The organism is Pseudarthrobacter sp. NS4 (genome assembly GCF_024758005.1).
GTDB lineage: Bacteria > Actinomycetota > Actinomycetes > Actinomycetales > Micrococcaceae > Arthrobacter.
The window spans coordinates 3,212,927-3,234,686 of record NZ_CP103288.1 but is presented as its reverse complement, the minus strand read 5'-3'; the positions used below and the strand labels follow the sequence as shown (position 1 = coordinate 3,234,686).

At 65.6% G+C, this 21,760-nt stretch carries 18 protein-coding genes; 10 read left to right on the top strand and 8 right to left on the bottom strand.

Annotated features, from left to right (window positions below):
- Window positions 1–85 precede the first annotated feature (85 nt).
- Complete coding sequence (locus NXY83_RS15280) at window positions 86–559, bottom strand: hypothetical protein (protein WP_258803041.1); 474 nt, start codon at window positions 557–559, stop codon at window positions 86–88.
- A 249-nt stretch (window positions 560–808) separates the two neighbouring features.
- Here NXY83_RS15280 and NXY83_RS15275 point away from each other — a divergent pair, with 249 nt between their 5' ends.
- The 3 genes from NXY83_RS15275 to NXY83_RS15265 all read left to right on the top strand — a co-directional run bounded on the left by NXY83_RS15275 (window position 809) and on the right by NXY83_RS15265 (window position 4,839).
- Window positions 809–1,645: a gamma-glutamyl-gamma-aminobutyrate hydrolase family protein gene (locus NXY83_RS15275; protein WP_258803040.1), complete on the top strand. Its 837-nt coding sequence runs from the start codon at window positions 809–811 to the stop codon at window positions 1,643–1,645.
- Between the two features lie 215 nt (window positions 1,646–1,860).
- On the top strand, window positions 1,861–2,997 hold the full coding sequence (locus NXY83_RS15270; RefSeq protein WP_258803039.1) for a glutamate--cysteine ligase: 1,137 nt from the start codon (window positions 1,861–1,863) through the stop codon (window positions 2,995–2,997).
- 63 nt (window positions 2,998–3,060) lie between these two features.
- A complete protein-coding gene (locus NXY83_RS15265) occupies window positions 3,061–4,839 on the top strand; it encodes an N-acetylglutaminylglutamine amidotransferase (RefSeq protein ID WP_258803038.1) in 1,779 nt (592 codons plus the stop codon).
- A 26-nt stretch (window positions 4,840–4,865) separates the two neighbouring features.
- On the opposite strand, the gene NXY83_RS15260 is transcribed toward NXY83_RS15265, so the two are convergent.
- Window positions 4,866–5,771 carry a phosphatase PAP2 family protein gene (locus NXY83_RS15260; protein WP_258803037.1) on the bottom strand — a complete coding sequence of 302 codons (906 nt, stop codon included), beginning with the start codon at window positions 5,769–5,771 and terminating at the stop codon, window positions 4,866–4,868.
- Window positions 5,772–5,954: 183 nt separating this feature from the next.
- Between NXY83_RS15260 and NXY83_RS15255 the strand changes: the two genes are divergently transcribed.
- From NXY83_RS15255 to menD, 3 genes are all read left to right on the top strand, one after another.
- Window positions 5,955–6,983, top strand: coding sequence for an o-succinylbenzoate synthase (locus NXY83_RS15255; RefSeq protein ID WP_258803036.1), 1,029 nt, complete (start codon window positions 5,955–5,957; stop codon window positions 6,981–6,983).
- 218 nt (window positions 6,984–7,201) lie between these two features.
- Window positions 7,202–9,277 carry a PhoX family protein gene (locus tag NXY83_RS15250; protein ID WP_258803035.1) on the top strand — a complete coding sequence of 692 codons (2,076 nt, stop codon included), beginning with the start codon at window positions 7,202–7,204 and terminating at the stop codon, window positions 9,275–9,277.
- Window positions 9,278–9,491: 214 nt separating this feature from the next.
- The gene (menD, locus tag NXY83_RS15245) at window positions 9,492–11,243 is read left to right on the top strand and encodes a 2-succinyl-5-enolpyruvyl-6-hydroxy-3-cyclohexene-1-carboxylic-acid synthase (RefSeq protein ID WP_397427356.1); all 1,752 of its coding nucleotides are present in this window, start codon (window positions 9,492–9,494) and stop codon (window positions 11,241–11,243) included.
- A gap of 135 nt (window positions 11,244–11,378) precedes the next feature.
- Here the strand turns inward: menD and NXY83_RS15240 are convergent, their stop codons facing one another.
- The 5 genes from NXY83_RS15240 to NXY83_RS15220 all read right to left on the bottom strand — a co-directional run bounded on the left by NXY83_RS15240 (window position 11,379) and on the right by NXY83_RS15220 (window position 16,266).
- A complete protein-coding gene (locus tag NXY83_RS15240) occupies window positions 11,379–11,777 on the bottom strand; it encodes a hypothetical protein (protein WP_258803033.1) in 399 nt (132 codons plus the stop codon).
- A 210-nt stretch (window positions 11,778–11,987) separates the two neighbouring features.
- A complete protein-coding gene (locus tag NXY83_RS15235; protein WP_258803032.1) occupies window positions 11,988–12,791 on the bottom strand; it encodes an amino acid ABC transporter ATP-binding protein in 804 nt (267 codons plus the stop codon).
- 12 nt (window positions 12,792–12,803) lie between these two features.
- The gene (locus NXY83_RS15230; RefSeq protein ID WP_258803031.1) at window positions 12,804–13,595 is read right to left on the bottom strand and encodes an amino acid ABC transporter permease; all 792 of its coding nucleotides are present in this window, start codon (window positions 13,593–13,595) and stop codon (window positions 12,804–12,806) included.
- A gap of 146 nt (window positions 13,596–13,741) precedes the next feature.
- Window positions 13,742–14,545 (bottom strand): ABC transporter substrate-binding protein, encoded by an 804-nt coding sequence (locus NXY83_RS15225; RefSeq protein WP_258803030.1) that lies wholly within the window; start codon window positions 14,543–14,545, stop codon window positions 13,742–13,744.
- Between the two features lie 245 nt (window positions 14,546–14,790).
- A complete protein-coding gene (locus NXY83_RS15220) occupies window positions 14,791–16,266 on the bottom strand; it encodes an isochorismate synthase (RefSeq protein ID WP_258803029.1) in 1,476 nt (491 codons plus the stop codon).
- A gap of 315 nt (window positions 16,267–16,581) precedes the next feature.
- Between NXY83_RS15220 and NXY83_RS15215 the strand changes: the two genes are divergently transcribed.
- The 4 genes from NXY83_RS15215 to NXY83_RS15200 all read left to right on the top strand — a co-directional run bounded on the left by NXY83_RS15215 (window position 16,582) and on the right by NXY83_RS15200 (window position 21,199).
- Entirely contained in the window at window positions 16,582–17,358 is a 777-nt protein-coding gene (locus NXY83_RS15215; RefSeq protein WP_258806263.1) for a demethylmenaquinone methyltransferase, read from the top strand.
- A gap of 3 nt (window positions 17,359–17,361) precedes the next feature.
- Window positions 17,362–18,693 carry a geranylgeranyl reductase family protein gene (locus tag NXY83_RS15210; protein ID WP_258803027.1) on the top strand — a complete coding sequence of 444 codons (1,332 nt, stop codon included), beginning with the start codon at window positions 17,362–17,364 and terminating at the stop codon, window positions 18,691–18,693.
- A complete protein-coding gene (locus NXY83_RS15205; RefSeq protein ID WP_258803026.1) occupies window positions 18,690–19,790 on the top strand; it encodes a polyprenyl synthetase family protein in 1,101 nt (366 codons plus the stop codon). The genes NXY83_RS15210 and NXY83_RS15205 overlap by 4 nt, the downstream gene beginning before the upstream one ends.
- 536 nt (window positions 19,791–20,326) lie before the next feature.
- The gene (locus tag NXY83_RS15200) at window positions 20,327–21,199 is read left to right on the top strand and encodes a type IV toxin-antitoxin system AbiEi family antitoxin domain-containing protein (RefSeq protein ID WP_258803025.1); all 873 of its coding nucleotides are present in this window, start codon (window positions 20,327–20,329) and stop codon (window positions 21,197–21,199) included.
- A gap of 121 nt (window positions 21,200–21,320) precedes the next feature.
- Here NXY83_RS15200 and NXY83_RS15195 read toward each other — a convergent pair whose 3' ends face one another.
- Window positions 21,321–21,749, bottom strand: a complete 429-nt coding sequence (locus tag NXY83_RS15195; protein ID WP_258803024.1) for a hypothetical protein — start codon at window positions 21,747–21,749, stop codon at window positions 21,321–21,323.
- Window positions 21,750–21,760: the final 11 nt, after the last annotated feature.

Here is a 21,760-nt window from a genome sequence, read left to right as displayed (position 1 = left end):
GGCTTCGATAGGGGTTAGGCGGGCTTCTTCACCATTCGGCTATGAAGCTGATGGACTGTGCCGGTAATGCCAGGCCCTGCCCTCTTCAGCTGGCCGAGAAATGCAGGGGCACCGTGGCGCCCCTGCAACCGTCCTGGTTGACACCCGGGCGGTCGATCATCTGAAGAGTCACTGTGCCGGTTACCTCGCCGCCGGCCGGGATTTCGGTGGCAGTGAAGTTGGGGCTTCCCACGGTGAAGTCGGCGGCAGAGCAGCCGTTGACGGCTGTCCAGGCCGAGCCGTCGGTAGCTGCGACGGTAACGGCAACGGTGCTGAGCTTCTGGACGCCGGTGCCCGGGTTGGTCACCGTAAAGGTGGCCGTCTGGGTTGGACCATTCGGGGAGAGCGGGGCGCCGGCAACGGTGCTGGTGACGGTGAAGTTCGCGGAAGTGCCCGCCGCAGTAGTGGTGTTGCCCGTGCCTGTAGCGGTCCAGTAAGCGAAGGCAGCGCCGCCGCCGATTGCTACCAGTGCCACGGTGGTGCCGATGATGCGTTTCTTACGTCCAGCAGCCTGGCTCATATGTGTCCCCTAAAAACTTCTTGTGCGGTGTCCGCAGACTTTGAGCCCTGAGCGGCTCCTTCTGAACACAGCTTTGTGGACCAGGATCAAGTTACTCGCCAGTAATTACTCAAGGTTCGGTCAAGCTTTCGGCTGGTTTTTTTGGCCCCGCGGGTGCTTGACTGATACGCGAATTTGACGTGCCGGAAACAATTGGGGCCCGGCGGTCTCATATCCTTGTATGCAGGGAAATCGCCTGGAAGGAACACATTGGAAACAACCGACGCTGCCGTGAAGCCCATCATCGGCCTCAGCACTTACCTTGAGCAGGCCGGTACCGCGGGCTGCGGCACCGTCAGCGCGGCGTTCCTTCCCGAGACGTACCTGATCCCCATCATCGCCGCAGGCGGCGTCCCCACGCTCCTGCCGCCCCAGCCCGTCGCGGCCGGTGTGATCGAAGCCCTGGTGGGCAGGCTGGACGGTCTCCTGATTCCCGGCGGCTGGGATGTGGACCCCGCCCTCTACGGCCAGGAAGCCCATGCGGAAACCGACGAGCCCCGGCCGGAACGTGACGCCTGGGAACAGGCCCTGATCCGTGAGGCGCTCCGCCAGGACGTGCCCCTGCTGTGCATCTGCCGCGGGGAACAGTTGCTGAACGTCACGCTGGGCGGCACCCTCCACCAGCATCTGCCCGAGGTGGTGGGAAACGGGCAGTACCAGCTGGGCGGCTACGCCTTCAACCAGATACCCGTTGAAGTGCGCCCCGACTCGCAGCTTGCCCGTTTGATCGGCTCGGACACCCAGATTGTTCCCGTTGCCCACCACCAGGCAGTGGACAAGCTCGGCGAGGGCCTGGTAGCCGCCGCCTGGAGCGAGGATCAGGTGGTGGAAGCCATCGAATACCCGGCCAACAGCTTTGCCCTCGGCATCCAGTGGCACCCGGAGGAACTTCCCGAGGACTTCGGCCTGTTCCGCGGGTTCATTGAAGCAGCCCGCGGAAAGTACCTGTCCCGCCTGCTGCCGGCCACGCCGTCGTCGGTCGCCTCCGCATCAATGGCGACGTCCGGGGCCACGGCGGCGATCTCCATCGAGCCCGGCGCTTTCTGACCCGGCAAGCCCTGCCGGGCAGGCGGCCGGAGGCTGTTTTTGCGCGGTTTGCTTGCCTGGGACAAATAAGCATGCTTACCATGTGAGGACTATTTGAGGTTATGCAAATGCTTCACGGTCCACCGAGGAGGCATCGTGGCTAACCTTGACCACCGCAATTTCCCGCCCGCCGGCTGGGAGCCGAGCGCGAAATCGCCTCGTACTGCAGGAGTGCGATGATACGCCGGCTGGGTGTCGAAGAAGAATTCCTGATTGTTGACAGCGTTGACGGGCATCCCGTCGCATTGGGTGACGTGCTGGAACGCCTCAGTGACTATCCGGGCCTCACCAGCGAGATGAAGCAGGAACAGATCGAAACCTGCACCCTTCCCCGCATCAGCCTCCGCGAACTGGCCCAGGACATCACCGCCGGGCGCAAGAGTGCCGACGCCGCGGCCAGGCTTGTTGGAGCGCGTGCCGTTGCCCTGGCAACCTCCCCGATGCCCGTAACCTCCACGGTGGCCCCCGGTGAGCGGTGCGACCGGCTGATGCGGAGGTTCGGGCTGACTGCCGTGGAGCAGCTGACGTGCGGCTGCCACGTGCACGTGGAGATCGGGTCGGACGAGGAAGGAGTGGCCGTCCTGGACCGCATCCGGATCTGGCTGCCCGTCCTGCAGGCAATCAGCGCCAATTCGCCGTACTGGAACGGCGTGGACTCGGCGTACGCGAGTTACCGGGCCCAGGCCTGGAACCGCTGGCCCACCACCGGACCGGCCGAAATCTACGGTTCGGCCGCCGGGTATTACAGCGAGATCGAGCAGGTCCTTGGTTCCGGCGTTCCGCTGGACAAAGCAAACCTCTACTTCGACTCCCGGCTGAGCCACAAACATCCGACGGTTGAGGTGCGGGTGGCCGACGTGTGCCTGTTCGCCGACGACACCGTCCTTCTTGCCGCCCTGGTGCGCGCGTTGGTGGAGACGGCGGCACGCCAGTGGTGCGACGGCGTGCCGCCGGTTCCGGCATCGGCTTCCCGGCTGAGGCTGGCCGCCTGGCAGGCAAGCCGCTATGGGCTGGATGGCGAACTGGCGGACCCCGTAACCGGAAAGCCCCGGCCCGCCTCGGAAGTGGTTGCTGCACTGCTGGACCATCTGCGGCCGGTGCTTGAGGAACACGGCGAGCTGGGCACGGTGGAGTTCCTGCTCTTCCAGGTCATGACCCGGGGGACCGGCGCCGCACGGCAGCGCGAAGCCCATGCCAGAACGGGGAGTCTTCGCGGAGTCATCGCCGACGCCGTGCACAGCAGCAACCTGCCGGTTGCACCGCTGGTGGACGTGAAAGATGCGCCGCTGATATCCACAGAGCAGTCGCAATGAACTCACGGTGGTCCGGCGCAGTGCAAGCGTAGATCGCAGTAAGCCGCAGGAAACGAGGAAGTTATGTGCGGAATAGCAGGCGAAGCCGCCTTTAACGGAGGGACAGCCTCCCGGGAACCGGTCCTTAAAATGATGGGGGCCATGACCTCCCGCGGACCTGACGGAAGGGGAACGTGGGACGGCGCCGGCTGGGTCGCACTGGGGCACCAGCGGCTCAGCATCATCGACCTCTCCTCCACGGGGGCCCAGCCCATGCTGGATGAAGGCCTGGCCGTTACCTTCAACGGCTGCATCTACAACTACAAGGAACTGCGCCGGGAACTGGAGCCTGAGTTCACCTTCCGGACCACCAGCGACACCGAGGTGATCCTCAAGGCCTACCGGAAATGGGGAGACGGCTTTGTCCACCACCTGGTGGGGATGTTCGCCATCGCGCTGTACGATCCGCAGCGGCAGGAGATGCTCCTGGTCCGCGACCGGCTGGGAATCAAGCCGCTGTACGTAGCCACACTGCCGGGAAAGCTGCGCTTTGCATCCACCCTGCCCGCGCTCGTGGCGTCCGGTGGTGTGGACACCGGCATCGATGAAGCGGCGCTGCACCACTACCTCAGCTGGCACTCGATCGTTCCGGCGCCGCGTACCATCCTCCGCGGAATCCAGAAGCTGCCGGCAGCCACCATCCGTACCGTCCGCGCAGATGGAACCTGGCATGACAGCGAGTACTGGCGCCCGGACTACACCCGCCGCGCACAGCACTCCGGGTGGTCGCCGCGGGAGTGGCAGGATGCCATCCGCGATGCCCTGCGGACAGCAGTACGACGGCGGATGGTCGCCGACGTGCCGGTAGGCGTCCTTCTCTCCGGGGGCCTGGATTCGAGCCTCCTGGTTGCCCTGCTGGCTGAGGAAGGCCAGCGCGGTTTGTCCACCTTCAGCATCGGATTCGACGGCGTCGGCGGGGACGCCGGCAACGAGTTCGCCTACTCTGACCTCGTGGCACGGGAGTTCGGCACCCGGCATGAACGGCTCCACATCAGCACGTCCGAATTCGCGCCCTCCATTGACGCTGCCGTAGGTGCGATGTCCGAGCCGATGGCGAGCCACGACGTGACCGCTTTCCACGTGCTGTCCAAAACCGTGGCGGAGCACCTGAAGGTGGTGCAGTGCGGGCAGGGCGCCGATGAAGTCTTCGCCGGATACCGGTATCACCAGCCCCTTGCCGGTGTGGGCCGCCAGGACGCCCTTTCGGCGTTCTCGAAATCCTTTGCGGACCACACCCACGAGGACCTGGTGGGGATCCTCGAACCCGAATGGTTCTGCGGATCCGATGTGAGCAGCCAGGTGCTCGCCGCCAACCTGGACGCGCCCGGAGCCGACACCGCCCTGGACGCCGTCCTGCGCCTGGACACCCACCTGCTCATGGTGGACGATCCCGTGAAACGGCTGGACAACATGTCCATGGCATGGGGGATTGAGGCGCGTGTTCCGTTCCTGGACCATGAACTGGTGGAGCTGGCGGCGTCCTGCCCGCCCGGCCTCAAGGCCTCGCAGGGCGGGAAGGGGATCCTGAAGGACCTGGGCCGGCAGCTGCTGCCATCCGCCATCATCGACCGGCCCAAGGGATACTTCCCGGTCCCGGCGCTCCGGCACCTGGAGGAACCGTTCACCTCGATGGTCCGTGATGCCCTTCACGCACCCGAGGCCAAGCAGCGCGGGCTGTTCCGGCCCGCGTACATCGATAAACTGCTTGCGGATCCCAATACCCGGCGGACTCCCGTGAACAGCAACGTCCTGTGGCAGTTCGCCCTGCTGGAGATGTGGCTACAGCGCCACAGGGTGGGCTGAGCCGGCTGCTGCCCGAAAGGTGGGTGTCAGCGGTTCGACGGGCCCCGGCCGCGCGCGGCGTAGGCGAACAGCGAGGTGGTGGCTACGGTGGCCAGGTAGCCGGCAATCACGATCAGCGAAATCCCGGCCCAGAAATAGTTGGTAGTGCTGGTTTCCTGCCATGGACTGGGCGCCAGGCGGATCAGCGAATACACGGCCACGGTTGCCGAGGCCAGCCCGATCACCACCGGCAGCGTCAGCCAGATCCGGGCGGACCCGATATGCCCGCCGAATCCGTCCCAGGCATTCCAGGACCCGCGCCGGATAATAAGCCAGCCGGCGGGAATCATGAAGGCACCCACCAGCAGGAACGCCGCCACCACGTCAGCCGGGCGGTGCCACTGGTTAATCAGGGTGGATACCCCGGAGGCGATGGCGAACGTGCCGCCCACAAATCCGGCCATCGGGCGCCAGCGCGGTGACGCCATGAGGAACACCGCAGCCGCCGCCGACGCCGCCAGGGCGGTGTGCCCCGACGGCAGCGAGTTCAGCTCCAGCGTGATCACTCCCTTGTCCGGACGGGCCGGAAGCAGGGCCTTCAACACCTGCGTTGCCACATTCGCGCCGATGCAGGCCGCCACCGCGATCCCGGCCTCGGTCCAGCGCTTCCGGATCACAGTGACAAACAGCACCACGACGGCGGCCATCACCAGGGAGATGGTGGGCAGCAGGTCCAGGAACCTGGTGCTCGCCTTGCCTGCCGGTCCGTGCAGCTCCACGGCTTCCACCAGGGCCGACTCATCAATGAACTGGCCTGTGGTGGTCTGCACAAAGTAGTAGTACGTGGCCATCAACCCTGCAACACACGCCAGCGTGGCAAGCAGGAACAGGAAACCCGAGCCGGGAGCGGGTCGAGCTGTGGTCCTGGTCTTCGTCTGCGGTGAAAGTGCCATCGTATTAAGGGTGTCACAGAAAGCTGGGATAACGCCGCACGTTGGAGCTGCCCCTGGGGCGCCGCCAGCTTCTCGGTAACCCCGAACTGCTCCGGCACGGTCCTGCCTTCCAGCCGGACAGCCGGTCCACGTCGCGGATGTCCACTACGCAGGTCCCGCAGTACGCGCTTGTACAGTGATTCCATGTCTTCCCGCCCCGCTGTCCCCGCCGCTGGTGCTCCTGCCGCCGGCCTCCCTGACCTGGACGAACTGCTCGCATCCGCGCATGTGGTCAGCCTTCCCATGCGGGTTAAGTTCCGGGGGATCATGGAGCGCGAATCCCTGCTGCTCCGCGGCCCGGCCGGCTGGGGCGAGTTCTGCCCGTTTCCCGAGTACGGTGACGCCGAGGCCTCCCGCTGGCTTGCCGCCGCTATCGAAGCAGCCTGGTCCGGCTTTCCTGAGCCCCTGCGTCCAGCGGTTCCGGTCAACGCCACCGTCCCCGCCGTGCCTGCGGACCGGGTGCCGGAGGTCCTGGCCCGCTTCGGCCGGGTGGATGCCGTGAAGGTCAAGGTCGCGGAGCAGGGCCAGAGCCTCGACGACGACGCCGCCCGCCTCAATGCCGTCCGTTCCGCCATGCCGGATGCCGCCATCCGGGTGGACGCCAACGGCGGCTGGGATGTACCGGCCGCGGTTGAGGCGCTCACCCGGCTGTCCGCCGTCGGGCTGGAATACGCGGAGCAGCCCGTACCCACCATTGAAGGACTGGCCGAGGTGCGGCGGGCGCTGCGGGCAGCCGGCACTCCGGTCCTGATAGCGGCGGACGAAAGTGTCCGCAAGGAATCCGACCCCCTTCGGGTGGCGCGGGCCGGCGCGGCAGACCTCATCGTGGTCAAGGTCGCACCGCTTGGGGGAGTGCGGCGCGCACTGGACATCGTGGCGGAGGCCGGGCTGCCCGCCGTCGTCAGCTCCGCGCTGGACACTTCCGTGGGCATCCGGGCGGGCCTGGCACTTGCGGCTTCCCTGCCCGGGCTGCCGTATGCGTGCGGGTTGGGGACGGTGTCCCTGTTCGAGTCGGACATCACCCTGGACCCCCTGGTGGCCGACGACGGCGCCATCCGCCTCCGCGACGTCACTGCCGACGCCGGGCTGCTTGAGAGGTACGCCGCGTCAGCGGAACGCCGGGACTGGTGGCTGGCCCGGCTCAGCCGCGTCCATGCACTGCTGGCCCCCTGAGACGCTCTCTCACTTTTTGCGGTTTTTCACGGGACGCTCTCTCACTTCTTGCGGCTTTTCACAGAACGCTCTCTCACGTTTGACCGCTGTAAAACAATGCTTGTGAACATTACTGCAGGTCACAAGGGGTTAACCGGAACTTCACTTTGCGGATGACTCCGCGTAGAAACCGCTTGACAGGGTGAGTGAACCGCATCGATTTTCCCTGGAAGGCCCCCATGTCTGAAACGACTGCCCGCAAGTTCACCCTGCTGCCAATGCTCGGCCATACCAAGGGCAAGCGCAGCGCCGTCACCTGCGCGCTGAAGTGTGACAACGCCTGCGCCGGCGACGTCTGCAACACCAGCTCCAACAGCTACTTCCGCGACATCGCCTCCGCCACCATGTCCCGCCGCGCCGCCCTGGGCTTCGGCGCCGCCGGCGCGCTCGCCGTCGTCCTTGGCGGAGCTGTCACGTCGCCTGAATCCGCCAACGCCGCCGGCCTGTCCAAGGCGGCCAAGGAAGGCTTTGGCAAGTCCAAGCTCCAGTTCACGGCCATTCCGTCCATTGATGCCGCCGTCGACGCCGTCACCGTTCCGGAAGGTTTCACCTGGCAGCCGGTCATCCGCTGGGGTGACCCCATCTTCAACGACGCGCCGCAGTTCGACCTGAACAACCAGACGGCCGCCGCGCAGGAGAAGCAGTTCGGCTACAACAATGACTACACGGACATCCTGGAGATCCCGGGCAGCAAGGGCAACCGCGCCGTGCTGTTCGCCAATCACGAGTACACCAACGACACCATCATGTTCCCGACAACCATGCCCGCAGACCAGATGCGCGCTGTGGGGGCAGCGGCGCACGGCCTGTCCGTGGTGGAGTTGGAGCGCAAGAACAAGAACAAGCCGTGGACCTACGTCAAGGGTGCGCCGTTGAACCGCCGCTTCCTGAACAACACCGTCTACGAACTGACCGGCCCGGCCGCCGGCTCCTCCCTGGTCAAGACCGTGGAAGATCCTGCAGGCCGCTTCATCAAGGGAACCCTCGGCAACTGCGCCGGCGGCACCACCCCCTGGGGCACCATCCTCTCGGGCGAGGAAAACTTCCAGAGCTACTTCGTGGCGCCCGGCACCTCCGCCGGCGACAGGCGCTACGGCATTACGTCCAGGCCCACCGCCCGCCAGTGGGAGCTGGACGAGCCACGCTGGGACACCCGCAACCCGGGCTACGAGAACGAGACCAACCGCTTTGGCTGGATTGTGGAAGTTGACCCGTTCGACCCCACCTCCACCCCGAAGAAGCACTCCATGCTGGGCCGCTTCAAGCACGAGGGCGCCAACGTGATCATCGCCGAGTCCGGTCACGTGGTGGCCTACTCGGGCGACGACGAGCGCTTCGACTACCTGTACAAGTTCGTCTCCAAGGACAAGTACCGGGAGGGCGACCGCAAGCACAACATGACGCTGCTGTCCGCCGGCAGCCTGTATGTCGCCAGGTTCACCGGCAACTCGCCGGCTGCCGAAATCACCGGCACCGGTGCCGTTCCCTCCGACGGCGCCTTCGACGGCATCGGTGAATGGCTGCCTCTGGTGGTTGACGGCAAGTCCGCAGTTCCGGGGATGTCGGTGGAAGAGGTCCTGGTATACACCCGCCTGGCCGCCGACACGGTGGGCCCCACCAAGATGGACCGCTGCGAGGACGTGGAGCCCAGCCTGCACACCGGCAAGGTCTATGTGGCCTGCACCAACAACTCCAACCGCGGTGTGGGATCCAACGAGGGCGCCACCGAGGTCAATCCGCGCACGCGGAACCGCGACGGGCACATCGTGGAAATCACCGAAACCGGCGACCAGACCTCCACCACCTTCACCTGGAACCTGCTGATGGTCTGCGGCGATCCGGCCCAGGGCGATGTCACCTACTTCTCCGGCTTCCCGGTGGACCAGGTCTCACCCATCTCCTGCCCGGACAACCTCGCGTTCGACTCCGTGGGCAACCTCTGGATCTCCACCGACGGCGCACCCTCCGGCATCGGCCGGGCGGACGGCCTGTTCAAGGTCACCCTGGACGGTGCAGAGCGCGGCAAGGTTGAGCAGTTCCTCGCCGTCCCGCGCGATGGCGAAACCTGCGGTCCCATCATCCACGACCAGGAGCGCACCGTGTTCGTCGCCGTGCAGCACCCGGGCGAGGACGGCACGTTCGACGCGCAGGTTTCGTTCTTCCCGGACTACGTTGCAGAAGGCACGACGCCGGCTCCGGGCCAGGCGCGCGCGCCGCGTCCGTCAGTGATCCAAGTGTTCCGCACGGACGCCTAAGTCCACTCCCACCCCTGCGACGCTCTCCCACGTTTCGCAGGTTTTGGGCCAACGCTCTCTCACCTTTGCCCCCTTTTGGGCGGACGCTCTCTCACCTTCCTCAGGCCGGGGCCGAAGGTGGGAGAGCGTCAGCCGTTTTGCTGCAAAAGGTGAGAGAGCGTCGGGGGTTTCGTTGCGGGAAGTGAGAGAGCGTCGGGGGTGGCAGACTGGTTTGGTGACTTCGCCGAACGAACCCGCCCCCCACGCTTCCCCGGACGCTCCCGACTCCGCTCCTGAACTCGGCGCCCTCGCGGCGGCGCGGATCGCCGTCGAAATCCTGCTCGGCGGCGGCGTGCAGCATGTGGTGCTTTCGCCTGGTTCCCGGTCGGCGCCCATGGCGTACGCGCTGGCTGAGGCCTCCGCCGAGGGCCGGGTGGAACTCCTGGTCCGGATCGACGAGCGGGCCGCCGGATTCACCGCATTGGGACTGGCCCTGTCCACCGGCTCGCCGGTGGCCGTCCTGACGACGTCCGGGACCGCCGTCGGGAACCTGCTGCCCGCCGTGATGGAGGCCAACCACGCCGCCGTCCCATTGATTGTCCTGTCCGCAGACCGGCCCGAAGAACTCCGCGGCACCGGCGCCAACCAGACCACCATCCAGCCTGACCTCTTCGGCGAGCAGGTGCGCTTCGCGGCCGACATTCCCGCCGGCAGCAACCCCGAACGTGCCATCCAGACAGGCCTCTCCGCAGCAACCGGCGCTTTCCCTGAGCTTCCGCCCGGACCTGTCCAGCTCAACCTCGCGTTCCGCGATCCGCTCGTACCCGCGCCAGAGGAAGCGCTGCCGGGCGCGGTGGAACGGCAGCGCTACCGGATCGGCACCGAGCCGCTGGTCATGAATCTGCCACCGGCAGCAGACGCGCTTCCGGAACGGCGCACAGTGGTGCTGGCAGGGCACGACGCCGGCCCTGTCGCCGAAGCGTTTGCACGCGCCCACAACCTGCCGCTGCTTGCCGAGCCCTCCTCCAATTCACGGTTCGGGCCGAACGCCGTGGGCCCGTACCGGCTGCTGCTGGAACATTTCGGGCCGGAATCTGACCAGCCGATCGAGCGCGTGGTGCTCTTCGGCCGGCCCACGCTGTCCCGGCCGGTGGCCGCACTCCTGGCCCGGGCAGATGTCCAGGCCGCCTTGTACCAGCCAGTTCCCGTCGCCTGGTACGAGCCCGGACGGCGCACCGAACTGCCGCTGGAAAGCTTGGCCGACCTCGCGGACTTCGCCGGCCGCGGCACCGCTGCCTGGCTGGATACCTGGCTGCTGGCAGGGTCGGCGGCGCAGCACGCGCTGGACGGGGTACTGTCCGCCGAGGCCGCAGCCACCGGGCCGGCCGTGGGGTCCCTGGTCTGGAAGCATACCCGCGGCCAGCTGCTGCTCGGCTCCTCGAACGGCATCCGCGACGTGGACCTGGCCGGCCTGCCCGCTCCCGACCCCGCCGCCACCGTCTATGCCAACCGCGGCCTCGCCGGGATCGACGGCACCATTTCCACCGCCACGGGCATCGCGCTGGGCGGGCGGCAGGAAACCACAGTCCTGCTGGGTGACGTCACCTTCCTGCATGACGCCGGCGGCCTGCTCCTCGGGGCTGGGGAGGAGGAGCCGCAGCTGCGGATCGTAGTGCTCAATGACTCCGGCGGGGCCATCTTCGGGCTCCTCGAGCACGGCGCGGTGGAGGAAGGCGGCCGCTACGGTGACGCCGTCGAGCGGCTCTTCGGCACCCCGCACTCAGTGGACATCGCGGCACTCGCGGCGGCATACGGCGTCGGGCATTCCCGGGTAACCACGACGGCGGGACTCGTCGAAGCTCTGGCCCAACCGGTCTCGGGGCGCAGCATCGTGGAAGTCCGCACGGACCGGCACGGCCTGCGCGCTCTGCACAGCCGGATCAAGGACGCAGTCGCCGCCGCCGTCGGGGGAGTGCTCGCGCGTTAGCTGGAGGACGTTTCAGGTTCGGCTTGGCCATGCCGCCTCCGGCCAGCCGGCGCTGCCGGAGTCCTGCCTCAATCAGCCGGCGGTGTGAACTGACTGGCACTGAACGTTGCTCCTTGCGGGTCCCGGATCAGTGCATCACGCGTTGCCCGGATCTGTTACCGTCTTCAGGGCCAAGGCGATGGCGGCGAAGCCCCCGGTGGTGAGGTAGATGTCCTCTGTCCGGAACGGCACGTCCAGCAGTCGCTGCAGGGATTCCGCGGCAGCCTCACGGGCGGCCTCGCCGTTGGTCTGGTACGCGAACCACTGATCATTTTGCGGTGCCAGAGCGTCCCGCAACGTACTGACATAGCGGGCCGCAGGCATCTGGTGCGGATTGCCGAATGTGAAATCGCAGACTTCCGACTGGCCTTGGCGGCGCACGTTTGCCTGCGTGATATAGGCGTCCACCCGTTGGAAAGAGGGGATGGAAGCCAGCCGCGCGGCGTGGCCGGACACCGCGGAAGCGGCCCGGGATGTGGATACCGAATCTGTCATGTCAGCGCTCCTAATGTGCGGCCGGCAGTGCCGGCCCTGGGTGCGGAATGGCAGCGCGCTGCTGAGCCAGTGGATGCTGTGGTGGGACCCATTGTCGGATGCGCCACTCATTGAAGTAAAGGCTCATGGATACGCAAAATGCCCTGGTGCAGCCGGAATTCCGGTACCAGGGCATTTGCGTATTGTCAGCTGATCAGCACATCGAGGGGCCTATTCCTCGATGCCGATGTGCGTCGGATCGAGCACCCGGCGCAGGAACTCCTTGGTGCGCGGCTGGGTAGGGGCACCGATGACGTCCTCGGCCACCCCTTCCTCCACCACAACGCCGCCGTCCATGAACACCACGCGGTCCGCCACTTCACGGGCGAAGCCCATTTCGTGGGTCACCACCAGCATGGTCATGCCCTCCTTGGCGAGGATCCGCATGACGGAGAGGACATCGCCTACCGTCTCGGGGTCCAGGGCGGACGTGGGCTCGTCGAAGAGCATCAGCTCCGGGTCCATGCTGAGGGCACGGGCGATGGCCACACGCTGCTGCTGGCCGCCGGAGAGCTGGTCCGGGAAACGGTCCGCCAGGTGCCCGAGGCCCACGCGCTCCAAGTTGTGCATGGACACCTCGTCCGCCTCCGCCTGGGAGCGCTTAAGGACCTTGGTCTGGGCGATCGAACAGTTGCGCTTCGCGTCCAGGTGCGGGAACAGGTTGAACTGCTGGAACACCATGCCCACCTTGCGGCGCATCTTGTCGATGTCCACGTCGGGATCGGTGGCCTCAAAGCCTCCTACGTGGATGGTGCCCTGGTTGGGTTGCTCCAGCAGGTTGACGCAGCGGAGGAGGGTGGACTTGCCGGAGCCGGAGGGCCCGATCAGGCACACCACTTCGCCCGGAGCCACGTCCAGGCTGATGCCTTTCAGGACCTCGTTGGATCCGTAGGACTTCCGCAGGTCCTTGATTGCTACACCGGCGGCGTGGATGGTACCGGTGCTGCCGCCGGAGGAATGTACGACGTCGTTCATTGTCTTCCCTGCCTATCGTGTGGTCCGCGCGGAGCGGCTTTCGAACTTCCGGGCCAGGAGGCTCAGGGGGATGGTGATGACCAGGTAGAAGGCGCCGGCCACCAGGAGCGGCGTCAGGCCTGCGCCCAGGCTGGAGATGCCGTCACGGCCGAACTTTGTGAGCTCGTACTGCGAAGCGGTCAGGCCCAGGACGTAGATCAGCGAGGAGTCCTTGGTCAGCAGGATGATTTCGTTGGTCAGCGGGGGCAGGACGATCTTGAAGGCCTGCGGGATCACGATGGTCACCATGGCGCGCCACTGCGGCATGCCGAGCGAACGCGCGGCTTCGAGCTGGCCCTTGGGGACCGCCTGCAGGCCGGCGCGGAGGGTTTCGGCGATATATGCCGAGGCCACCATGCCCAGCGAGATCATCACGATGACGGTGACGTTCCAGGAAACACCGAAAGCCAGCGGAACGCCGTAGCCGAAGGCGATGAACACCAGCAGGGCGGGGATTCCGCGGAAGAATTCGATGTAGCCGGTGGCGATCCAGCGGTACAGGGGGAAGCTGGAAAGCTTCATCAGGGCCAGCAGCAGGCCGCCGGAAAGGCCCACGACGAAGCCCAGGAACGTATAGATCAGGGTATTGACCAGGCCGGTGACGAAGATGCCCGGGAACATCGGCCCGATCTTGGCGAAGTTGAAGACGCTGTTGCCGATGGTCTCCCAGTCGGTGGCCAGGATCAGCGCGGCGGCGGCCACAATGAAGATTCCGGCCTGGACGTACAGGCTTACTCTGGCGCGTTGACGTGCAGTCATTGCCATTGCCGTTGCCATAGGTTGCTCACATTCGTTATGCGTGGCAGAGGCCCCGGACGGACTGCGTACAGCTTGTCCGGGGCCCCCGCTGCGTGGTTCTCAGGGCTGGAAAGGATCCAAGGCTAAGGAAGCCCTGGGACCCGCGCTCTGGTTTACTTGGCGGTCTCGCCGAACCAGGTGGTCTTGAACTTCTCCAGCGAACCGTCCTCGTTCAGGCGCTCAAGCGTGCCGTCAACCTTCTCCAGCAATGCTGTGTTGCCCTTCTTGACTGAGATACCCAGCTGCTCGCCGGTTGCGAAGTCCTCGACGCTCTTGAACTTGGGCTGGTCCTTGATGGCGTAGCCAAGCACGGACTGGTTGCCAAGTGCGGCGTCGATGGTGCCGGCCTGGAGCGACTGGACCAGGAGCCCGGTGTCCTCGAACTGCTGGGCGTCGATGCCCTGCTCCTGCGCGTACTCGGCGCCGGTGGTGGCCTGCTGGACGCCCACCTTCTTGCCCTTGGCATCATCCAGGCTGCTGATGCCGGACTCCTCGCTGGCGACCAGGGCCAGGTCATCATCGAGGTACGGGGTGGAGAAATCCATGACAGCCTTGCGGGTGTCCGTGATGGAGATCGAGGAGATGCCCAGGTCGCACTGGGTGAGGGCGGTGCCGGTCTCGATAGCTTCGAAGGAGCTGTCCACGATGCTCAACTCCGCGTCCAGGTCCTTGGCGATCTCCTTGGCGATGTCCACGTCATAGCCGACCGTCTGGCCGTCCTTCTCGAACTCGAAGGGCTCGTAGGGGATGTCCGAGCAGACCGTGAGCTTGCCTGCGTTGATCAGCTGGATGCCGCCTTCAGAGGCGGCGGGGGTGGAGCCACCCCCGCCGCATGCCGTGAGGGTGAGGGCGCCGGCGGCGAAGAGTGCTGCTGCCTTGGCGGTCATTTTGGCCGTGGCCAGGGACTTGAGCTGCATAATTCTTACCTTTTGTTGCAGGGGTATGCGGTACTAAATCGGTTCATAGTGTAGCGCCGATTATGAGATGTGCATCACAGGAAACTTAGTTTCACTATTGGATAACTAAATCACACCAAAAATCAAGCGGGCGGGGACGACGGTTGTCTCCTATTCCGGACTCCCGCCCCAAGTAGGTAGCAGCAGGTGTCGTATTGAGCCTCCAGAACGACACCTGCTGCTACTTAGTTGGGCAGGAGGTGCGCTCAGTTGTTGATCCCCAGCGCCTCGAGCATCGGACGGAACTTGGCCCAGGTTTCGGCGAGTTCCGCTTCCGGCTGGGACCCGTCGACTATTCCGCATCCGGCATACAGCCGCACTGTGTCAGGAGCCTCGATTACAGCACCGCGCAGGGCAATGCCCCACTCGCCGTTGCCGGCCGCGTCCAGCCAACCCACCGGGCCGGCGTAGGGTCCCCGGTCCAGGTGTTCGAGTTTGCGGATCAGGGCCCCGGCCACCTGCGTGGGTGTTCCGCAGACTGCAGCAGTGGGGTGCAAAGCGTTGATCAGTGCGAGGCAGGTGGGCACGTGCCCCTCCACCTCGGCAAGCTCGGCTTTCACGTCCGATGCCAGGTGCCACACGTTGGGCAGCTCAAGGATGAAGGGCTCGTCGTGCGCGTTCATTGCTTCAGAGAACGGCGCCAGCTGGGTGGTGAGCGACTGGATCGCAATCTCGTGCTCGTGCCGCTGCTTTTCGGATCCGGCCAGCACCCGCGTGGCGTAGTCCATCGGGATGCCGTCCTCGCCATGCGCGTCGCGTCGGTCCAGCGTTCCCGCCAGCACGCGGGCCTGCGCGGTCCGGCCCTCAACCTGGATCAGCATCTCCGGGGTGGCGCCAACCAGGCCATCAACACCGTACGTCCAGCATTCGCGGTACCGCACAGCAAGCTCGCGCAGTACTTTCGAGGCGTTCACGCCCGTGGGGACCGTGGCCACCACATCCCGCGCAAGCACCAGCTTTTCCAGCGCCCCGGTGCGGATTTCAGCCACTCCCGCGGCAACGGCCTGCATCCACGATTCCTCGCTGAGCGATCCCGTGTGCAGGGTGGCGCCGGCGGCCAGGGGGAGGGGACGCACGACGGCGCCGCCCACGCTGGCGGGAACGTTACCGGGGAAAGCGTTCCCGGCGAAGTCCGCTGCCGCCGCCGGAAGCGAACCACCAGGGACCGCTCCGGCAGGAACCACGCCGGCTGGAATCGCGGCGGCCGGGGGCGGCCCTGCCGGGGGAGCGTCAAGGGAAATCGCGGCGGATCCGCTGCTCAGCCAGCGGTCCAGGGCGGCGCGGGCGCCCTCTTCGGTGAGGTCGCCGTCGTCGAACGTCAACTGCGTAACCCAGACCTGGCCGTCCCGCACACCCACTACGATCTCCGGCACAATCAGGCGGGACTCATGGGCGGAGGTCTTGGAGAAGGCGAACGAGCCAAACGCAACCGGGCCGGTGCCCGGCAACCCTACGGAGTCCCTAATGTCGGCTTCGAGGACCAGGTGGCGCCACCAGATATCGGCCTCGAGGAACCGTTCGGGGCCTGTGGCGGTAAACCGGGCAATTTCGCCGAACCCTGCCAGTCCGGCCTCGCGGCGGGTCCAGCAAAGGACGTCGTCCCGGACCAAAAACGACGGCAGCCCCCCGGGGAATGATTTTCCATCCAGGGGGACTGTCAAGGTGCGGAACGTGCTCGTCATGATTGGTCCACAGTACCTTTAAGTACTTTTGGCTGGACCTGCACGGGAGTTCGCTGCCGGGCGTAGCCTTCAGCCATTGACCCGGGGCTCCGCAGGCTCACATTGGATACCGGCATCACAGTCAACCGGGCCAGGAAGAACTGGCTTCCCGGATCCAGGGCGCGGCGTTGGAGGCCTTACCCGGACGCCAGGCCATCTGGTGCTCTGGGAGTGTGTCCGGACCTGGTGGCGGACGATGCCAGGGCATTCCTGCTGAAGCCGTGAGTCAAACCGGCACTGGTCCGGACGCTGCCGAACATTTGAGACAATGACATGGTGAACCGAGCATCCTTGGATAAGCGTCCGGACGAAGTAGCCACGATGTTTGACGACGTCGCACCGAAATACGACGTCGTTAACGATGTCCTGTCCATGGGGCAGACCCGCCGGTGGCGCAAGGTGGTGGTGGACGCCATGGAGGTTTACAGGGGCCAGCGCGTCCTGGACCTGGCTGCCGGCACGGGCACTTCCAGCGAGCCATATGCTGATGCAGGCATAGATGTAGTGGCCTGTGATTTCTCACTCGGCATGCTGAAGGTCGGCAAGCGCCGCCGCCCGGACATCGACTTCATCGCCGGTGACGCCACCAACCTGCCGTTCGCGGACAACACCTTCGACGCCACCACCATCTCCTTTGGGCTGCGCAACGTCAACGAGCCCAAGAAGGCGCTGCAGGAGATGCTCCGCGTCACCAAGCCCGGCGGCCGCCTGGTCATCGCCGAGTTCTCCCAGCCCGTGGTCCCGCTCTGGCGCACCATGTACACCGAGTACCTCATGCGCGCCCTGCCGGCCATCGCCGTCAAGGTCGCCTCCAACCCTGACGCCTACGTCTACCTGGCCGAGTCCATCCGTGCCTGGCCGGACCAGGACCACCTGGCCGCCTGGCTGCAGGAAACCGGCTGGGAAAACGTCACCTACCGCAACCTCACCGGCGGCATCGTGGCGGTGCATCGCGCTTTCAAGGCAACCGAGTCAACGCCCGACGGCGGTGCTGCCGCGATCGCTGCGCACAAGGGCCCGGTGGCCAAGCTGCGCCGCAACATCGTCCGCTGACCTGTGAAAGTACTGATTGTCGGCGCGGGTCCGGCCGGATCCACCGCCGCGTACTACCTTGCCAAGGCCGGCATCGAGGTCACGGTGCTGGAAAAGACCAGCTTCCCGCGTGAAAAGGTCTGCGGCGACGGCCTCACGCCACGCGCCGTCCGGGAGATCCAGAAGCTCGGCCTGCCGCATCCCGAAAACGACGGCTGGCGCCGCAACAAGGGACTGCGCCTCATCGCCGGCGGACGGTCAATAGAACTGCCGTGGCCAGAGGTTTCCGACTTCCCGCAATACGGCCTGATCCGCACGCGCCTCGGCTTCGACGAGGAACTGGCACGCCATGCCCAGGCCGCAGGGGCTGCCATCCTTGAACGGCACAGCGTCACGGAGGCCATCCATAGCGAAAATGGCCGGGTAACGGGCGTCCGCGCAGCGCTCCTGGACGAGTCCGGACGCAAGACGGGCGAGACGCGTGGGTTCAGCGCCGACGTCGTACTCGCTGCGGACGGAAACTCCACGCGCACCGCTGTGTCGCTCGGCATCCAAAAACGCGACGACCGCCCCCTCGGCGTTGCCGTCCGCACCTACTTCACCAGCCCGCGCACCGACGATGACTGGATGGAGGGCTGGCTGGAGCTCCCCGGCCGCGGCGGAAAGCTGCTGCCCGGATACGGCTGGGTGTTCGGCGTGGGCGACGGCACCTCCAACGTGGGCCTCGGCATCCTGAACTCCTCGAAGGAATTCGGCAAGCTCGACTACAAACAGGTCCTGCGCGAATGGACCGCCGGCATGCCCGCCGACTGGGGCTTCACCCCGGAGAACCAGGTAGGCGAGATCCGCGGCGCCGCGCTGCCCATGGGCTTCAACCGCACCCCGCACTACTCACCCGGCCTGCTGCTACTCGGCGACGCCGGCGGCATGGTCTCCCCGTTCAACGGCGAGGGCATCTCCTATGCGATGGAGTCCGCACGTTTCGCCGCCGAGTTCATCATCGAGGCCTCCTCGCGCACGGCTGCTTCGGCCGGAACGTACGACGCCGATGCGCACCTTTCGCGGTACGCGGACTATGTCCGGGACCAGTGGGGATCGCACTTCACCCTGGGCCGCGCGTTTGCCGCCCTGATCGGCAAACCCGCCGTCATGAAGCTCGCACTGCGCACAGGCATGCCCATCCCGGTGCTGATGCGGTTCGTGGTCCGGCTCCTGGCCAACCTCACGGACCCGTCGGCCAAGGGCCTCGAGGACCGGGTGATCCGCGTCCTGGAGTCGCTGGTTCCGGCCACATCCAATACCCCGTCTGCTTCGAACCAGCGGTATCCGCAACAAAAAGTTAGGGTTAACCAGTGACCAACCCCGCAGACCACAGCTGGACACGTGCCGGACACGGCATGACCGACGCTGAGCCTTCGCTCAACACCAGCGCCATCGCCACCGGCCTCCAGCTGCCGGCGGGATTCGCCGCCATCGCGGGGGACGCCGAGCTGGGACCTGCCATCACCAACAACCTGGCCAGGGTGGAGAAGAAGCTCCGCGAAGCCATCGCCAACTCGGACCCGCTGGCTGACGCAACGTCGCGTCACCTGGTGGAAGCCGGCGGCAAGCGCATCCGGCCGCTGCTCACCCTGCTGTGTGCCCACCTGGGCGACGCCTCCCTGCCTGCAGTGGTGCAGGCCGCCGTCGTGGTGGAACTGACGCACCTGGCTACTTTGTACCACGACGACGTCATGGACTCCGCCCCGTTCCGTCGCGGCGCCCCCACCGCCCACGAGGTCTGGGGCAACTCGGTAGCCGTGCTGACCGGCGACCTCATCTTTGCCCGCGCCTCCATCCTGGTGTCCGAGCTGGGCTCGCGCGCGCTGGGCATCCAGGCCCGCACCTTCGAGCGCCTGTGCCTGGGCCAGCTGCACGAGACCGTGGGCCCCCGGCCGGATGAGGACCCGATAGAGCACTACCTTTCCGTGATTGCCGACAAGACCGGTTCGCTGGTCGCAGCTTCCGGCCAGCTCGGTGCCATCTTCGCCGGGGCTGATCCCGCATACGAGAACGTCCTGGTGGAGTACGGCGAAAAGGTGGGTGTGGCTTTCCAGCTCGCCGATGACGTCATCGACGTCACCGGCGTCAAGGTAAAGTCCGGCAAGTCCCCCGGAACCGACCTGCGCGAGGGGGTTCCCACCCTCCCGGTCCTGCTCCTGCGGAAAGCCGCTCAGGATGGCGACGGGTCCGCCGTCGAACTTCTCCGGCTTATTGACGGGGACCTGACTTCCGATGATGCCCTTGCTGCTGCCGTGGCCGGCCTGCGCGATCACCCCGTCACTGCTGAATCGTGGATCGTCGCCCGCCGCTGGGCCGACGAGGCAGTCACGGCTTTGGATCCGCTGCCCGATGGCGTGGTCAAGGAGTCGTTGTCCAACTTCGCACTGGCAGTAGTGGACCGCGCCAGCTAAGTCTCGGTTCCTGTTGAAGCCCGGCTCTTCCTTAAGAGGGCCGGGCTTCTTTATGTGCGCCGGCTGGGTGGCAGCCAGGAGCCCGGCTCCCCCCAGGCGCCGGGCTCCTGCTGTGGTGGCGCCGCCGTCCTGTTGTTTCGCTGGCGCCTGTTAAACGGGATAGCCCCGGTCCGCAGCAACAATACGAGTCATATGTTGCATAGAGCCGGGGCTATCTCTCCGTTCGCATCAGACCCACCGGAGGCATTTAGCGGATCCGTGAATAGTTTATGACAGGTTTGTCATAGAGTGCAAGTCCTTTGTTACTGCTGCTGTCAAGCATCTTCCGCCTCGGGGCAGATACGTGGCCATAGCGACGGAAATGCGCAGGTTTGATATTTTTGTACAACGGAATCGCCCGGATACATAGGGGTCTCGTCCCGCACTGGGGGCAAAAAGTACGCAACTGAGGCGTCGACTTCTTGCCACTGCCGCATCTTTTGCACATAGCCCCCCTGACCTCACGGTCTCGGGCGCTGCTGCGTCAGTCTGAGCAGGTGGATATCTCGGACTATCTCCAGCGGCGTGGCGGGGTGGCGCGAACGTCACAGCTCGAACGGGCCGGGTTTGGCCGCGCGGCAGTGAACAAGGCAGTCGCCGAGGGCAATATCGTCAGGTCCAGCCGTGGTGTCTACGGAATTCCGTCGGGGGTGAATCCTTTGCTGCAGGCTGTGAAACACGGAGGGCTGCTGACCTGCCTGTCGGCAGCACCGGCGTACACGCTGTGGACCTTGAAGGATGCCGCAGCTTTACACATCTGCCGCAGCCATCCGGTGCAAACGTCCGGCTTGTTTGAGCACGGCCGGCCCAAACATCCCAAGCACGCGTGGCTCCCGGTTGCAGGCCTGGCGGACGTGCTCCTGCACGGTCTGCGATGCCTGCCCGAGCTGGAGTCGCTGGTCATGGTGCAATCGGCCGTGGGCAGGGGCGACATCTCACTGGAGTTTCTGTATTCGAGGTCAACCGGGCGGCGAAACGGGAAGACACGGAAGATCCTGGATATGGTGATCCCCAGGGCAGACTCCGTACTCGAGGTGCTCGCCAACAGCCATTTTGCAAGGGCGGGTCTACGGGTACGGCGCCATGTCCTCATTCCAGGCGTGGGTGAGGTCGACTTCCTGATCGAGGAATGCCTTGTAGTGGAGACCGACGGGTCCACGCATTTTGAGCCACGGTCCGTCAAGAAGGACCAACGGCGGAACAACAAGAGCATTTTGGGCGGCTATCTGGTGCTCCGGTACTACTACGAAGACGTCGTCTATTCCCCAGACGACATGGTCGCTGAGGTCCTTGCGGTGCTCGAGTTGAGGCGCTGCGGCGTTTTCCCGCGAGGGGAGGAATGGGAGCGGACGCAGATGCGTAACTTTTAGCCGCCGCGGGAAAAACAAACCCCGCGATTCCGGGGTCCGAAGCCCAGTGCGAGGCTATAAGTTCCGCATTTCGGTCGGCCGCCGTTGGAACCAAGCCCCGGCGCGCCGGGCGGGAGTAACCCTAGTCCTCTTCGTCTTCCTCGAAGGCCCACTCGAACATGTCGAACACGAACTCCGAGAACGTGCCTTCTTCAGACTTCCACTGGCCGCGGGCATTGTTGCGGCGGTAAACGATGGGGTCGGGGACGCTGAGGTCGCCCACACGGAAACCCCACGTGAACTGCTCTTGCTCATCCTCAAGGAACATGAGGAAACCTTCGTCGTCCACTTCGAGCTCTTCCGGGTCCCAGAAGTAGTGGTAGGCCTCCATGAGGTCCTCGCAGCCACCCAGTGCCAGGTAGAACTCCCGCAGGACCAGCGGGATCTGGAACTGGTGGTCGGCCAGGGCCTTGTCCAGCTCTTCGACTAACAGCCCGTCCTCTTCCTGCCATTCATCCTCGAGATACTTCGGAACAAGCGCGCGGAACTTCTCGAGGAACATGTCAGTCATGCTCATATCCT